General features: G+C 64.3%; 19 protein-coding genes. 8 read left to right on the forward strand and 11 right to left on the reverse strand.

The features are described 5' to 3' along the window. Window positions 1–16: 16 nt before the first annotated feature. On the reverse strand, window positions 17–1,219 hold the full coding sequence (locus ABIB73_RS17600; RefSeq protein WP_354225655.1) for an FAD-dependent monooxygenase: 1,203 nt from the start codon (window positions 1,217–1,219) through the stop codon (window positions 17–19). 19 nt (window positions 1,220–1,238) lie between these two features. Beyond that, window positions 1,239–1,484: a zinc-finger domain-containing protein gene (locus tag ABIB73_RS17605; protein WP_007602543.1), complete on the reverse strand. Its 246-nt coding sequence runs from the start codon at window positions 1,482–1,484 to the stop codon at window positions 1,239–1,241. A 306-nt stretch (window positions 1,485–1,790) separates the two neighbouring features. Here ABIB73_RS17605 and ABIB73_RS17610 point away from each other — a divergent pair, with 306 nt between their 5' ends. Together ABIB73_RS17610 and ABIB73_RS17615 are read left to right on the forward strand one after the other, a co-directional pair. Beyond that, a complete protein-coding gene (locus tag ABIB73_RS17610) occupies window positions 1,791–2,927 on the forward strand; it encodes a hypothetical protein (protein ID WP_354225657.1) in 1,137 nt (378 codons plus the stop codon). A 35-nt stretch (window positions 2,928–2,962) separates the two neighbouring features. After that, window positions 2,963–3,718: an alpha/beta fold hydrolase gene (locus tag ABIB73_RS17615; RefSeq protein ID WP_354225659.1), complete on the forward strand. Its 756-nt coding sequence runs from the start codon at window positions 2,963–2,965 to the stop codon at window positions 3,716–3,718. Here ABIB73_RS17615 and ABIB73_RS17620 read toward each other — a convergent pair. Next, window positions 3,704–5,080: a hypothetical protein gene (locus ABIB73_RS17620; RefSeq protein ID WP_354225661.1), complete on the reverse strand. Its 1,377-nt coding sequence runs from the start codon at window positions 5,078–5,080 to the stop codon at window positions 3,704–3,706. The genes ABIB73_RS17615 and ABIB73_RS17620 overlap by 15 nt on opposite strands. 276 nt (window positions 5,081–5,356) lie before the next feature. Here ABIB73_RS17620 and cysE point away from each other — a divergent pair, with 276 nt between their 5' ends. Then, the gene (gene cysE / locus ABIB73_RS17625; RefSeq protein ID WP_354225663.1) at window positions 5,357–6,181 is read left to right on the forward strand and encodes a serine O-acetyltransferase; all 825 of its coding nucleotides are present in this window, start codon (window positions 5,357–5,359) and stop codon (window positions 6,179–6,181) included. Window positions 6,182–6,316: 135 nt separating this feature from the next. Then, entirely contained in the window at window positions 6,317–6,535 is a 219-nt protein-coding gene (locus tag ABIB73_RS17630) for a DUF3126 family protein (protein WP_007602550.1), read from the forward strand. A 48-nt stretch (window positions 6,536–6,583) separates the two neighbouring features. Here the strand turns inward: ABIB73_RS17630 and ABIB73_RS17635 are convergent, their stop codons facing one another. Beyond that, window positions 6,584–6,979 (reverse strand): PaaI family thioesterase, encoded by a 396-nt coding sequence (locus ABIB73_RS17635; RefSeq protein ID WP_354225665.1) that lies wholly within the window; start codon window positions 6,977–6,979, stop codon window positions 6,584–6,586. Window positions 6,980–7,050: 71 nt separating this feature from the next. Further along, the gene (locus tag ABIB73_RS17640) at window positions 7,051–7,758 is read right to left on the reverse strand and encodes a hypothetical protein (RefSeq protein WP_354225940.1); all 708 of its coding nucleotides are present in this window, start codon (window positions 7,756–7,758) and stop codon (window positions 7,051–7,053) included. A gap of 223 nt (window positions 7,759–7,981) precedes the next feature. Here ABIB73_RS17640 and ABIB73_RS17645 point away from each other — a divergent pair, with 223 nt between their 5' ends. Together ABIB73_RS17645 and ABIB73_RS17650 are read left to right on the forward strand one after the other, a co-directional pair. Next, window positions 7,982–8,311: a DUF6949 family protein gene (locus tag ABIB73_RS17645; protein ID WP_354225667.1), complete on the forward strand. Its 330-nt coding sequence runs from the start codon at window positions 7,982–7,984 to the stop codon at window positions 8,309–8,311. A gap of 192 nt (window positions 8,312–8,503) precedes the next feature. After that, entirely contained in the window at window positions 8,504–9,034 is a 531-nt protein-coding gene (locus tag ABIB73_RS17650) for a gamma carbonic anhydrase family protein (RefSeq protein WP_354225669.1), read from the forward strand. A 2-nt stretch (window positions 9,035–9,036) separates the two neighbouring features. On the opposite strand, the gene ABIB73_RS17655 is transcribed toward ABIB73_RS17650, so the two are convergent. Beyond that, window positions 9,037–9,201 carry a hypothetical protein gene (locus ABIB73_RS17655; protein WP_354225671.1) on the reverse strand — a complete coding sequence of 55 codons (165 nt, stop codon included), beginning with the start codon at window positions 9,199–9,201 and terminating at the stop codon, window positions 9,037–9,039. After that, complete coding sequence (locus ABIB73_RS17660) at window positions 9,198–9,428, reverse strand: hypothetical protein (protein ID WP_354225673.1); 231 nt, start codon at window positions 9,426–9,428, stop codon at window positions 9,198–9,200. The genes ABIB73_RS17655 and ABIB73_RS17660 overlap by 4 nt, the downstream gene beginning before the upstream one ends. 94 nt (window positions 9,429–9,522) lie before the next feature. On the opposite strand from ABIB73_RS17660, the gene ABIB73_RS17665 reads away from it, so the two are divergent. Together ABIB73_RS17665 and ABIB73_RS17670 are read left to right on the forward strand one after the other, a co-directional pair. Further along, the gene (locus ABIB73_RS17665) at window positions 9,523–9,831 is read left to right on the forward strand and encodes a hypothetical protein (RefSeq protein WP_354225942.1); all 309 of its coding nucleotides are present in this window, start codon (window positions 9,523–9,525) and stop codon (window positions 9,829–9,831) included. 102 nt (window positions 9,832–9,933) lie between these two features. Further along, entirely contained in the window at window positions 9,934–10,305 is a 372-nt protein-coding gene (locus tag ABIB73_RS17670) for a hypothetical protein (RefSeq protein WP_354225944.1), read from the forward strand. A 206-nt stretch (window positions 10,306–10,511) separates the two neighbouring features. Here the strand turns inward: ABIB73_RS17670 and ABIB73_RS17675 are convergent, their stop codons facing one another. The 4 genes from ABIB73_RS17675 to ABIB73_RS17690 form a co-directional block, all read right to left on the reverse strand. After that, window positions 10,512–11,006 (reverse strand): hypothetical protein, encoded by a 495-nt coding sequence (locus ABIB73_RS17675; protein WP_354225674.1) that lies wholly within the window; start codon window positions 11,004–11,006, stop codon window positions 10,512–10,514. A 371-nt stretch (window positions 11,007–11,377) separates the two neighbouring features. After that, the gene (locus ABIB73_RS17680; RefSeq protein WP_354225675.1) at window positions 11,378–11,569 is read right to left on the reverse strand and encodes a hypothetical protein; all 192 of its coding nucleotides are present in this window, start codon (window positions 11,567–11,569) and stop codon (window positions 11,378–11,380) included. A 111-nt stretch (window positions 11,570–11,680) separates the two neighbouring features. Continuing rightward, a complete protein-coding gene (locus ABIB73_RS17685) occupies window positions 11,681–12,412 on the reverse strand; it encodes an aspartate/glutamate racemase family protein (protein ID WP_354225946.1) in 732 nt (243 codons plus the stop codon). 4 nt (window positions 12,413–12,416) lie between these two features. Beyond that, entirely contained in the window at window positions 12,417–13,295 is an 879-nt protein-coding gene (locus ABIB73_RS17690; protein ID WP_354225677.1) for an ABC transporter permease, read from the reverse strand. Window positions 13,296–13,298: the final 3 nt, after the last annotated feature.

Here is a 13,298-nt window from a genome sequence, read left to right on the forward strand (position 1 = left end):
TCGACTGCGTCCGCCGTCAGGGACGCCAGCCGTAGATCCAGTCCTGCCGGGCCAACATGCGTTCCGGTCCGAGTGCGCGGATCGCAAGATCGCGCGCGAGCGCGAGTGGCCCGCCGAGATGATAGATGCGGCCCTGCTGGCGGGCGGTCCGCTGCACCCGCCTGACACGGGCCTGACGCGCCCGGCCATATTGCTTGAGCGCCGTCGCGACGCCGGCTGCGCTCTCGGCGGCCTCAACGCTCAAATGCTGTGCGAGCACGGCGGCATCCTCGATCGCCATGCCGGCTCCTTGCGCCGCGAACGGCAGCATCGCATGCACGGCGTCGCCGAGCAGCGCGACCTGGCCTTTGCTCCACGGGCATCCCTCGGGCACGCCGAACAGCGCCCATTTGCGCCAGCTGTCGACGGTGGCGAGCATCAGCCGCGCCGGCGGCGGCCAGCGTGGCGCGGCGAAGGCGTCCATCACCTCGAAGGGATCGCCTGGCGTGCTCCAGCCTGGCCTGTTCCAGGTGCCCGGCAGCACCGCCACGACGTTGATCTGGCGCCCGCCGGCGATCGGATAGGCGACGAGATGGGCGTTTTGGCCCATCCAGAGTTGCACCCGCCGCGCGGTGTAGTCCTTCGGCAGTTGGGTGGCGTCGAGCGTGCCGCGCCAGGCGATCAGCCCGGAGAAACGCGGTTGCACCTCGGGGAACAGATGCTGGCGTACCGTCGACCAGATGCCGTCGGCGCCGATCAGTGCACTCGCCAGATCGCTACGGCGGATCGTGCCGCTGCGATGGACGATGGTCAGCCCCTTGGCGTGAGACGCGACATCTTCAAATGTCGCGCCGAGTTTCAGCTCGATATCGGGATGGTCCGAGACCGCGCCGGCGAGCGCGGATTGCAGGTCGGCGCGGTGCACCACCCAATAGGGGGCGCCGGCGCGGTCGGCGGCGGCTTCACCGAGCGGCATCCGCAGCAATTCGCCGCCGGCACGCGCGCTCATGATCGAGACCGCCTCCGGGACGACGGCGCGCAGCTTGAGTCGCTCCGTCAGGCCAAGCTCGACCAGCACGCGGCTGGCATTGGGGGAGAGTTGCAGGCCGGCGCCGACGTCCTCAAGCCGCTCGGCCTTTTCCAGCACGACAATGCGGAGACCGCGGGCGGCCAGCGCAAGCGCGGCCGTCAGTCCTCCGATTCCGGCACCGGCGATGACAATCGTTCGGGAGAGCGCCACCCCTGACCGATGGGACCGGTCAGGCCACCTTGTCCTTCAGGACGCATTCCGGCGGACGGGCTTCGCCCGCCTTCAGGTCGGCAGCGAAGCGGTACAGCGTCGAGCAGTAGGGGCAGATGATTTCGTTGTCGTTGCCGAGGTCGAGGAAGACGTGCGGATGGTCGAACGGAGGGTTGGCGCCGACGCACATGAACTCTTGCGAGCCGATCTCGATGACGGGAACACCGGCATCGTTGTGGAAGTGCGGGACGACATGATCGGACATCGTAACTCATCCTGGAGTGGCAATGGCGGCAGACACAATCAACAACTGACGCGGCATCTTTGAGGCGTCGCGGACCATACTGACGGGTGCAGATGATTGCTAGTCCAGCGGAACCGAAAGGTTCGCAATGCCCCATGCTCATTTGCTCATGCAAATTCGACACAATCTTGCGGCCTGAGAAAAGCCCTTCTTTCGTCGGGGACGTTGTGTCGCAATTTTGGCATACTATGTCTGTGCGCGCGCGCAATTGCGGCAAAAGACGAACCATCAGGAGCAAATGATCCTGCGAATGTCCAGGCTTTCAGCATGAAGTGGCTGCGAATCAGCACAGCGTTGACCGGGATCGCGGCATGCGGCGTTATGCTCGCGCAGGTAGTACCGCATGCCCGCGAGGCCGGCGCCATCTTTGCCGCCCAGGATGATCCGGCCGCGTTGTCCGAGCTGAAGCTCGACGCGGTTCTGCGGCAAAACGACCTTCTGGTTCAGGACAATATCGAGGCCGCGCTTGCGGCGGGCGACGCCGACCTCGCCGACAGTTTTGTTACGCTCGCGCGCGACCGCAACATCGCGCTTCCCGACGACGTCCTGAGCCGCGTCAGCGATGCGGTCAAGGAAGAGGGCTCCAGCTCGCATTTCGCAAAGCGCTTCGCCACCGGGCTCGTTACCGGCAGCGCCGACGATGTCGCGAGCCTGTCCGGCACGGTGGCGGGCGATCTCTTCGTGATCGGCGACATCAGGGACGTCGTGCGCGAGGGCAAGCATCTCGCCATGGGTGAAGACACCGACCGTCTGGTGCTGGGCCTTGCAACCGCGGGCCTTGCGGTGACCGCCGCGACCTATGTGTCGGTCGGCGGCGCGGCGCCGGTGCGCGCCGGGCTGACGCTGGTGAAGGATGCGCGGAAAGTCGGGCGGCTCGGCGAGGGACTCGCCGCATGGGCCGGCAGGTCCGCACGCGAAGTGGTCGACACGCCGATGCTCCAGAACGCGGTCGCCTCCGGCTCGGTGCTGCGCCCGGGCGAGACCGTGAGCGCGATCAAGGCCGCGTTCCGCGTCGAGAAGGCCGGGGCGCTGGTTCGGCTCGGCAAGGATGTCACGCGCGTTGCCGAGAAGACCGGCACGCGCGGCGCCATGGATACGCTGCGCATCGCCGAGGGCCCGAAGGACGTCGCGCGTGCGGCGCGGCTTGCGGAGGCGCAGGGCAGCAAGACCCGTGCGATCATGAAGCTTCTTGGCCGCGGCGCGCTGCTGCTCGTCGGCGGCGCGTTCGATCTCGCGCTCTGGCTGTTCAGCGCGGCGTTGACGCTGTTCGGCCTTCTGTCATCGATCAAGGCGACGACCGAGCGCCTCACGCAAGCCTGGTGCGATCGCAGGCGGGCGCGCAGGCTTCGCCGCGCGCAGATTGCCGCTGAGGCCGCTCTGGCAAGCGCGGCCCTCAAGGTTTAAGATCAGCCTTTCCCCTCAACACTGCGGAATATGTGATGCCGAGCTTTCACAACGGCGCCGTTGAAATTGCCTATCTCGACGAAGGCGAGGGCGATCCGATCATCCTGGTCCACGGCTTTGCCTCGAGCAAGAACGTGAACTGGGTCTATCCGACCTGGGTCTCGGAGCTGCGCAAGAACGGCCGCCGCGCGATCGCGCTGGACAACCGCGGCCATGGCGAAAGCGCGAAGCTCTACGAGCCTACGCAATATTCGATCCCGACCATGGCCGGCGACGTGCTCGCGCTGATGGACCATCTCGGCATTCCGCAGGCCGACATGATGGGCTATTCGATGGGCGGGCGGATGACCGCCTGGCTCGGCCTCAACGAGCCGCAGCGCCTGCGCTCGGCGATCCTCGGCGGCATCGGCATCGGCGGCCTGATCGAGGGCTCCGGGCCCGGCGAGAATGTGGCGAAGGCGCTGGAAGCGCCCTCGCTCGATGACGTCACCGATCCCGTGGGCCGCACGTTTCGCGCATTCGCTGATCAGACCCGCTCCGACCGCCGCGCGCTCGCCGCCTGCCTGCGCGGCACGCGCGACCTCATGAGGAAGGACGAGGCCGCGCGCATCGACGTGCCCGTGCTGATCGCGGTCGGCAGCACCGACGACGTTGCAGGTTCCGCCAGCGCGCTCGGCGCGATCATCCCCGGCTCGGAAGTGCTCGACATACCCAACCGCGATCACATGCGCGCGGTCGGCGACAAGGTCTACAAGACCGGCGTGCTGGATTTCCTGTCACGTCGCGGCTGAGATCTCGTCCGCGGGTGCGTCGTCACCGAACGCGCGCGCCAGCGCCATCAGCACCACGAAGGTTGCAACCCACACCATCCGCGCGCCATAGCGGTCGTGCGGGCCGGAGATGATTCCGCAGATGAAGGCGTTGCCGAGCAGGGCCAGCGTCACGGTTGCCGCCAGCAGCGTCAGATCGTCCAGCCGGCGCTTTGCCAGCGCATGCGCGAGCAGGCCGAGCAGCGCCAGCATCGAGGCGAGCGCAACGGGAACGTGCAGCCGGTTGACGTATTCGAAATCGAGTTCCCAGTGCTGCTGGCGTGCGGCGCGCATTGTCGCGACTTGCGAGGGGATGTAACGCTCGATGATGCCGTAGGTGTGTGGAATCCAGACAGTGGTGCCTTCGCCGGTCGCGACAAGAAGCAACTGCTGCCCCATCGCCCTCAAGGCCGCCTCGACCTGCAAGGCTGGATAGTCCGCGAGCGAATGCACGACGATGTAGCCCATCTCGTCGTTCATGCCCTCGAACCGGCCAAGCGTGTTGAACATGCTGTTGCCCCACAGGAAGTCGTCGGCGGTCGCAGGCAGTTCATTGCGATAGGGGCAGAGCTTGAAGCTCTCATGCGGGCAGCGGTCGTTGAGATAGCGTGCGACGATACCGTCCTGCATCATGCGGCCGAAGGCGACGCCGTAGCCGCCGGGTGTCCAGGCCCATTTACCGGACAGCGCATGGTTTGCCGATACCAGCATCAGGCCGCCCGCGACGATGGTGAGGCTCGCCTGCGTCAATCCGGCAAGTGGCAGACGGCGTCCCAGCAACGGCCGCATCATCCAGCCGACGGCGCAGAGCCCAAGCAGCACGCCGAGCGTGGCGCTGTGGGTCGCGGCGGCAAAGGCCGTGAAGACGAACAGCGAGGCTTTCTCGACCCCCGAGACCCGGTTGCCCGCGACGATCAGGAGAAACAGCGACAGCACCGACAATCCCGCAAAGATGTCGGTGAGCAGCATGCTGGCGAGCCAGGGCAGCGCTGTCGACAGGACCAGGAGCAGGCTGATCGCGACGAAGCGGAACGTCTGCATCAATCCGAGCACGCGCAAGGTGAGTTGCAACAGCCACAGCGTCGCCAGCGACTGAACGGCGAGGTTGATCCAGAACCCGGAGTTCTCGCCATAGTGCAGATAGAGGCCGAACACGGTGGAGCGGCTCGGCACGAGATAGCCTTCGTACCAGCGCGCCAGATAGCCGCCGGTATCCCATTGAAGCAGGGGGTAGCCGTTCCAGAACGCCGGCGCGATCATCAGGATGGGGAGGGTCACCGCGGCCAGCCGCAGCCAAAATGACCCCGCGGCGCGGGCGCGCAAAATATCGGTGGTGATGCTCAAATCGGCTCCGTCGTCCTTTGGACCATGCCCGCAATAACGGTTGAGACGAAATTCACCAATAGTTTGACGCTGCCCGGCTTGAATTTGGCAAAACTCTGACCACCTTGAGCCGACCTTGCCGGCTGGGGGCGTCAGAAGAAGCTATTGTGATTCAACGCGTTGGCGTGCTTTCGCGGGGCAAGGCACTGTTCACTCTCAGGCAAGCCCGCCAGGACTTTGTCGCCTAGACTGTGCTATAGAACCAACAAAACGAGCCAATTCGAAAGAGCAGATCCCATGGCAGTGCATCAGGTCAATCCGGGAGGAAAGCTCGCATCGCTCGATCCGATCTGGGACCGGATTCGGGGCGAAGCGGAGGACATCGTCCATCGCGAGCCGGAGCTTGCGACCTTCATCTATTCGACGGTGCTGCATCACAGCCGCCTGGAAGATTCGGTGATCCACCGGCTCGCCGACCGGCTCGATCATTCGGCGCTGTCGGGCGACCTGGTGCGGCAGACCTATGACGAGGCGCTGCGCGACGATCCCGATCTCGGCAACGCCTTCCGCGCCGATCTCGTCGCCGTCTACGACCGCGATCCCGCGACCTCTCGCTTCATCGATCCCCTGCTCTACTTCAAGGGCTTCCACGCGATCCAGACCCATCGCCTGGCGCACTGGCTCTTTCTGAAGGGCCGCAAGGATTTTGCGTATTATCTCCAGAGCTGCGCCTCGGCGGTGTTCCAGACCGACATCAATCCCAACGCGCGCATCGGCCGCGGCATCTTCCTCGACCACGCTACCGGCTTCGTCTGCGGTGAGACCGCGGTGATCGAGGACGACGTCTCGATCCTGCACGGCGTCACGCTCGGCGGCACCGGCAAGGAGAACGAGGACCGTCATCCAAAAATCCGCCACGGCGTCCTGATCGGTGCCGGTGCGAAGATCCTCGGCAACATCGAGATCGGCCATTGCGCGCGCATCGCTGCCGGCTCGGTCGTGGTGAAGCCCGTGCCGCACAATGTCACCGTCGCCGGCGTGCCCGCCAAGATCGTCGGCGAGGCCGGCTGCGCCGAGCCGTCGCGCACCATGGACCAGATGATCAACGCCATGGGAATTTGATACGGGTCTTTGACTTCGAAGAGGGCCGGGTTTTCCAGCCCTTTTCGTCCCCGAATTCTTTGGCAATTCGTGCTGGTGGTTCGTCGCGTCTCGGCCTAAAACCCCGCCAACCCAGATTTCGATTGGAGACTTGCCGTGGACGTCAAGGAAGTAAGGAAGCTCGACGCGTATCTGAAGCGCGTATTCGGCAATCCCAAGATCCGCGTCGTGCCGCGGCCGAAGAAGGATGATTCCGCCGAGGTCTATATCGGCGAGGAGTTCATCGGCGTGCTCTTCGTCGACGACGAGGACGATGATCGCTCGTTCCAGTTCCAGATGGCGATCCTCGAAGACGATCTCGTCGATCAGGAATAGTCGATCGTGTCACTTAATGGGGCCGCGCGGACGCGTGACCCCATTAATCTATCTCTTCGCAAGAATCCGCAGCCGCGCTGTGGCGTCCGCGACAATGATGCCCTCCGCATCGACGAGGTGGGCTTGCACGATCACGTCGCGCTCCGTTCGTTCGACGACTTGTGCCCGAGCCGTGATTGGCCCGATCGTTGCGGGCTTCAGGAAGCGCGTATCGAGGCTCTTGGTGACCACGGTCAGGTCAGGAGAGACTGCTGCCAGCGCGCAAATCTCGGTGGCGGAGTCTAGCATCGCCGCCAGGAATCCGCCCTGGATCGTCCCATGCCTGTTGGTGAACGAGGGCTGGCCTTGGAAGCGGATCAGGGCGTGCCCGCTCTCGTCGAAACCAAGCCATTCGCGTCCCAGCAGTTGGGCGCCCGGTGGCAGGTTTGTTGCCGCATCGCTCACGTCGATCACCGCGCTTGATGTATCGGTGACGAGCCTATCAGCCGGTCAATGTCGTGCAAGCGAGACGCGCGTCAGCTCCGCGGCCCGCGCAACTGCACCGTCAGCCTGTCCATCGCTTCCGCCACGTCACGCCATTGCAACAGCCAGCTCCGCGGAAAGCGGAAGGTGAGGTCGGCGCCGTCGACGCGGCGCTCGGACAGGCACATGCCCGGGGTGACCGCATCGCGTGTGCAGCGCGCGGTGAGCGTAGGGCTCGTTCCGGAATACAGATCCTCGTTGCCATAGGGCGTATCGACTCGGAACATCCGCATCGTCAGCCCGTCTTCCGGTATCACCGTGGCCTGGTCGAGATAACGGGGATAGATCGTGGCCGTTCGCTGCTCGGGCGAGAGCGCATCGTGATGCGCCGCGACCGACAGGAAGATGCGGTCGATCGGCTGCATCGCCGCGTCCACAGTGTCGGCGGTGACGTGCCTCGGCACGTCCGGCGGCTCCAGCGAGGGATAGAGGAAATCGACGTCGATGCGTTCCTGCGGTCCGGTGTGCCGCTGGATCTTCATCCGGACCGCTGATGTCGGCACGTTGAACAGCGTCCCGCCGACGCTCACGGGCAGCTTGTCCGGGGCGTTCGCGCCGCCGGTGCTCCAGGTCGGCCACAACAGACAGGCGACCAGCGCGATCGCGCTCGCCGCGAACACGCCGCCGAGCACGACCGGGATGAGATGCGCCCGGGTGCGCGTCCTGGGGGAGCGAGGGGTGGCTGCCGAAAACACCGTCATGACGTCGCGCGAGTGAACCAGAAGTCGGCCGGCGGCCGACGAATCAGCGGCGAATATGCCATGCGGCGGCGATTTCACGGAAGGTTCCTGGCTACCAGGAATGGGAGAGAGCTCTGCGCGGGCCGGGTGGCACCGTTAACCCTCGCTTAAGGATAATGTAGCGTTAACCGGCACTATTTGTCACAGGAAGGTACCGGCGTTGCGTATAGGCGGAGCCATTCCGATGACACCTGAAGCTCTCAATACCTTCTTCTCGATCTGCATCGGTTTCGCGCTCGCGGGTGCGCTCGTGAATGGATACCAGGCGGTGGCGGAGCGGCCCGCCGGCTTCGGTCTGTTGCAGGAGGGTGTGGCCCCGAAGACATTTGCGGCGGTGCCCTTCCTGGTGTTCGCCGCGCCCTTCATCATCATGCGCAACACGCTGCGCGGGATGCGGGTGGAGAGCCGCCGCTTCGAATTCGTGATGATGGCGACCGTCATCGCCGGCTTCTGGAGCATGATGAGCGGCACCTTCTTCCTGATGACGCTGCGCGCGGCCGGCGTTCTGGTCTGACACTCGCTGTCGCGGGCTGCCGGCAAGGCGGCCCTTTGCCTCTTCACCGCCGTTTCGCTATGCCAGGGTCCTAAGCGCGATGATCGCGCTTCAAATTTTGTTTGCGCATGATCTTTCCGGAAAACCGCGGCACACTTTGCGCTAACGCGGCCCTTCGGGTTCGGGTCATGCTTTGGCTGACAGGAGACCTCCATGGCGATCTACGAGCTCGACGGGCAAGCGCCCGATCTTCCCGCCGACGGCAACTATTTCATCGCGGAGACCGCAACCGTGATCGGCCGCGTGCGCCTGAAGCCGGGTGCCAGCGTCTGGTTCGGCGCGGTGCTGCGCGGCGACAATGAGTGGATCGAGATCGGCGAGGGCGCCAACGTGCAGGACGGCTCGACCTGCCATACCGATCTCGGCTTTCCCATGGTCATCGGAAAGAACTGCACCGTCGGCCACAACGTCATCCTGCACGGCTGCACCATCGAGGAGGGCGCGCTCGTCGGCATGGGCTCGATCGTGATGAACGGCGCGAAGATCGGCCGCAATAGCATCGTCGGCGCCGGCTCCGTCATCACCGAGGGCAAGGAATTTCCCGACCGCTCGCTGATCATCGGCTCGCCCGCGCGCGTGATCCGCACGCTCGACGACGGCCAGGTGCAGAAGACGGGGAGCGCGGCGAGATTCTATGTCGCCAATGGCCCGCGCTTCAAGAAAGGCCTGAAGCGGATCGGGTGAGATCAGCTTCCTTCGGTTTCGCGGGCTTCGATCGTGCTTGCGATTTTCGCGTGGCCGGCTGCCCACAGCGCATGCTCGTCGCTGCCGTTGAGGTACGGGTTGGCTTCGGCCGGGATGTTGTCGCGGGCGGCGCGCTCGCCCTCTGCAAAGGGATCGCGATCGTTCATCGTGATTTTGCCTTTCTGGTTCTGGGGCGCGCCGTTGCTTTGTTCGCCTCGCTGTCGAGACTTGCGCTCTTGCGCAAGGCGTCCCTGAGGTCGATGGGGATGCCGTGCTTCCTCAGGAGGTCGGCAAAGGCTTCATCCGCGAGTTCTTGAAACGTCGCCATCCTGTCGCGGCCCAGTTGCTTCAGCTTGTCGAACGTATCCTCGTCGAACGCGATCAGTTTGCGCATGATCGTGGCTGCCTCCCTATTTCAAGCTGATGTGAGGGGATTTGTTCCGGAACCGGCCCTTGGCGCCGCCGTTGAGCCACAAGGAGAATTTCCCATGCCCGGATCGCCCGCAACCATTTCGATCAAGACCTTGATCGTCATCTTCGGCCTCGCTGCAATGCCGGCCGTATCGTTCGCTCAAGGCACCGGCGGGGCCGCCGGATCGACCACTGGCGTTGCCAATTCCCCGGCGCCGCCGCCCGGCACCAACAGTCTGGGCACGGCGCAATCGTCCGGTGCAAATACGGCGCCCGGCGTCACCACCGGCACCGCCTCCGGTGCAAACCCAGATGCTGATGCCACCGTCAATGCCGAGAACAAATTGCTCGACAAGAGGATGAAGAGCATCTGCCGCGGCTGCTGACGCTCGCGCGGAAGTGAGCCAGCACGCCTGTCATGAATGCCTGAATGACATTACCTTGACCCTGCTTGGTGTGTGGAGCGTTTCCACGCGGAGGGTTGAGTGATGTTACGCAAGATGATGTTGGCCGCACTGGCCGTCGCGGTGGTCGGCCTGTCGGTGCCTCAGGCGGCACAGGCGCAAGGCGGTTTCGGCGGCGGAGGCCATTGGGGAGGTGGCGGCGGTTTCCATGGCGGAGGCTGGGGCCACGGCTGGCACGGCGGTGGCTTCTGGCCCGGTCTGGCCATCGGCGCCGGCATCGCGGGCGCCGGCTATTACGGCGGGTACTATGGTTACGGCTACCCGTCCTACGGTGACCCCTATTATTACGGCGCCGGCTATGGCGACGGCGGCTATGACGGACCGTGTTACCTCGTGCGGAAGCGCGTCATGACGCAATGGGGCTGGCAAATCCGCCGCGCCCAGGTCTGTGAGTAAGGGTTTGCGAGGTGCGTAGACGCCTGGCCGGCCACTAAAAAAAACAAGGCCGTTGACGCAGTATACCGTCAACGACCTTGCCAGCCCCGGATATTGAAATCGGCTCACGCCATCCGGTAGCCGCCATCATCGCGCGGAATCATACGGACAAATGTGATCCAGTTCACAAGCCGTGAAAATAATCGTCGGGCGTGTTCTCGCCCCGATCAACCCCGTGATCCGCCACGCTTTCTCGTGCTGGCATGATGACGCACCGGTTTCCTCCGGGTAACCGACGGTGAATCGGCCTCGGTGGCCCGGGCGCTGGCAAAGGATTGCCGCAACCCGTCGATGGACTCGTTCAGGTTGGCGACCTGCTCGGACAGGCGCTTGGTGTCGGCCTGCTGCGAAGCCAGCAGCCGCTTCATGGTCTGAAGCTGGTCCTGCACGACTTGGAGCTGGTCGATCGATTCCTGCTGGGTCGCCTCCAGCCCCTTGGTCTTTTCGACGAGTTGCTCGGAGGCCTGCGCCGTGCGGACCTGGAGTTGCCGCGAGGCGACCACCCGGTCGGTCTCCGGTGCGGCGCCGGTATAGGCGCGCCAGATCGCGATCGAGGTGACGCCGACGATCAGGAGCACAAGGGCCGCAGCGGTCAGCGCGATGGGCTGCGCGCCGAGACGGAGGAGGGGATTGGACGGTTTGTCCTCTGCGAGATCGATCATCGCTGACAAAACCCAAATTGAAACTTGGTGAGTGGCGAAGACCGGCAACCCAAGGGGCGGCCGGGGCGTCTCGAAAGTGTTACTGTTCAGCAACAAATGGGACAAAAAGGTGGCCGCACGTGGAAAAAGCGCAGTCAGCCCAATCCCAAAGGCGCCGGCGGCGTTCGGGATTGGCCAGGCCATAAAAATCCCGCCCACACCGACTTTGGCATGAGCGGGTATTTGGGTAGGATAGATCGTCCTGCGACGGCCCGGTTCGTCACGGACCCACTAAAGCGCGATGAGATCAGGATGAATCGTCACCGCGCTTTAGGTTATTGTTTGAGCATGACCTTTCCGGAAAACCGCTTCGCACTTTTCCGGAACATGCTCTAGGGACGAGCGGCCTTCATCGAAGGCTGGATCGTCATGCGGTAGGCGATGAACGCGCTGCCGTCGAAGGTTTCAACGACCTCGTCACAGGCCGGACAGCGATACTCTCCCCTGTTGGCCGGCGGTGTCGCCAGCTCCAGCCGCCGAAAGCCGGCCCCGCACGCCGAGCACGTGACATCGTTCTTTTTCATGGAAACCCCGTAAAAATACCGATCCGAATTCTTATCAACGCTTCGGGCGAAACTTGGGTCGCTCATGACAGAAAGATAAAATTTGATCAGGGCGCCGGATCGTCGCGGAGCTCATGGCTGAAACGGCGAGAATGGGCCGGAATAGGATTTTGATCGCGGTGCTGCGTAGGGCCCGAGCCGGGACGTCTTCAGCCCAAGCCGCACCAGCCCCTCGGCAAGCGTCACCGCCGCCGCGACGCCGTCGACCACGGGCAGGCCATGCTGGGCGGCGAGCTCGGTTGCAAGCTCGGCCATGCCGGCGCAGCCGAGCACGATGGCCTCGGCGCGGTCGTCGCGGATCGCGGCCGTGATCTCCGTGGAGATTTTTGCGAGCGCCTCGGCATTGCGCTCTTCCAGCGCGAGCACCGGGACCTCGGCGGCGCGGACGCGGGCGCAGCGCCCGGCGAGGCCGTATTTCCGCAAATTGTGCTCGATCGGCACGATGGAGACACCGAGCGTCGTCACCACGGCAAAGCGCGCCGCGATCAGGCTCGCCATGTGAAAGCCGGCTTCGCCGATGCCGATGACCGGCGCCTTTGCCGCCGCGCGCGCGGCATCAAGGCCGGTATCGTCGAAGCAGGCGATGATGTGGGCATCCGCGCCGTCGCGGTCGGCCTCGCGGATGCAGCCGAGCATGCCGGGGACGGCAAACGCCTCGTCGTAAAACCCCTCGATCGAGACCGGGCCCATTGTCGGCTGGCGCGCATCGATCACGGTGTCGGGCAGGGCGGTCGCGCGCGCGGCAGCGGCGATCTTCGCCGTCATCGACGCCGTGGTGTTGGGATTGACGACATGAAGTCGCATCAGATCAGACAAGCCCCTTGCCGGCGTCCGAGCCTTTGGCCGCCTGCCGCTTGTTCAGCATGTGAATGGTGCCGAGCGCAAGGGTGATCACCGCGAACGACACCGCCGAGATCACCGTGCCCAAAGCATAGATGTCCGGGTTCGTCACGGTGGTGGTGAGGCCCTGGAGATCGAGCGGCAATGTATTCACCGCCCCGATCGCCTGGCTGGAGCGCGCGAGCTCGTCCCAGGACAGCGTGAAGCCGAACAGTCCAATGCCAATCACGGAGGGTAGAATGATCGGCAGCACGACATGGCGGAAGGCCTGCCACGGCGTCGCACCGAGATCGCGCGCGGCTTCCTCAAGGCGCGGATCGAAGCGGTTGAAAATCGCAAACATGATGAGCAGGCCGAATGGGAGCGTCCAGGTCAGGTGTGCGCCAAGCCCCGAGGTCAGCAGGCCCATCGAAGTCTCGAAGTTCTCGTTCCAGTGTGACTTGATCAGGTCATCGATGATGCGGAATTCCAGCGAGATTCCGAGCGAGGTGATGATCGAGGGAACGATGAGACTCGCGATCGCCGAGTAGAACAAAATGCTTTGCGCTTTGAACTTCCGGCGGAAGGCCATGCCGGCGGCGACCGACAGCACGACGGTGACAACCATCACGATGATGCCAAGCAGCAGCGAGCGGCGGAAGGCCGCGCCGAGATCGACGATGCCGGTGCCCTGAAACAGCTTGGACAGCCAGTAGGTCGACACGCCATTCATTGGGAAGGTGAGGCCGCCCTGCGGTCCTTGGAACGACAGCACGTAGATCGCGATCATCGGACCATAGAGAAACAGCACATAGGCCGCGAAGAAGATCGCGAGCACGTAGAATGAGCGCGGGCGTCCCTCCGTCATCGC

The organism is Bradyrhizobium sp. F1.4.3 (genome assembly GCF_040548375.1).
Taxonomy (GTDB): domain Bacteria; phylum Pseudomonadota; class Alphaproteobacteria; order Rhizobiales; family Xanthobacteraceae; genus Bradyrhizobium.

What these genes read in the sequence shown, in the direction of transcription:
- ABIB73_RS17680 (WP_354225675.1), bottom strand. Translation starts at nt 11,569, where the DNA reads ATGAAAAAGAACGATGTCACGTGCTCGGCGTGCGGGGCCGGCTTTCGG.
- ABIB73_RS17655 (WP_354225671.1), bottom strand. Translation starts at nt 9,201, where the DNA reads ATGAACGATCGCGATCCCTTTGCAGAGGGCGAGCGCGCCGCCCGCGAC.
- ABIB73_RS17665 (WP_354225942.1), top strand. Translation starts at nt 9,523, where the DNA reads ATGCCCGGATCGCCCGCAACCATTTCGATCAAGACCTTGATCGTCATC.
- ABIB73_RS17690 (WP_354225677.1), bottom strand. Translation starts at nt 13,295, where the DNA reads ATGACGGAGGGACGCCCGCGCTCATTCTACGTGCTCGCGATCTTCTTC.
- ABIB73_RS17675 (WP_354225674.1), bottom strand. Translation starts at nt 11,006, where the DNA reads ATGATCGATCTCGCAGAGGACAAACCGTCCAATCCCCTCCTCCGTCTC.
- ABIB73_RS17610 (WP_354225657.1), top strand. Translation starts at nt 1,791, where the DNA reads ATGAAGTGGCTGCGAATCAGCACAGCGTTGACCGGGATCGCGGCATGC.
- ABIB73_RS17645 (WP_354225667.1), top strand. Translation starts at nt 7,982, where the DNA reads ATGACACCTGAAGCTCTCAATACCTTCTTCTCGATCTGCATCGGTTTC.
- ABIB73_RS17650 (WP_354225669.1), top strand. Translation starts at nt 8,504, where the DNA reads ATGGCGATCTACGAGCTCGACGGGCAAGCGCCCGATCTTCCCGCCGAC.
- ABIB73_RS17660 (WP_354225673.1), bottom strand. Translation starts at nt 9,428, where the DNA reads ATGCGCAAACTGATCGCGTTCGACGAGGATACGTTCGACAAGCTGAAG.
- cysE (WP_354225663.1), top strand. Translation starts at nt 5,357, where the DNA reads ATGGCAGTGCATCAGGTCAATCCGGGAGGAAAGCTCGCATCGCTCGAT.
- ABIB73_RS17685 (WP_354225946.1), bottom strand. Translation starts at nt 12,412, where the DNA reads ATGCGACTTCATGTCGTCAATCCCAACACCACGGCGTCGATGACGGCG.
- ABIB73_RS17605 (WP_007602543.1), bottom strand. Translation starts at nt 1,484, where the DNA reads ATGTCCGATCATGTCGTCCCGCACTTCCACAACGATGCCGGTGTTCCC.
- ABIB73_RS17615 (WP_354225659.1), top strand. Translation starts at nt 2,963, where the DNA reads ATGCCGAGCTTTCACAACGGCGCCGTTGAAATTGCCTATCTCGACGAA.
- ABIB73_RS17670 (WP_354225944.1), top strand. Translation starts at nt 9,934, where the DNA reads ATGTTACGCAAGATGATGTTGGCCGCACTGGCCGTCGCGGTGGTCGGC.
- ABIB73_RS17640 (WP_354225940.1), bottom strand. Translation starts at nt 7,758, where the DNA reads ATGACGGTGTTTTCGGCAGCCACCCCTCGCTCCCCCAGGACGCGCACC.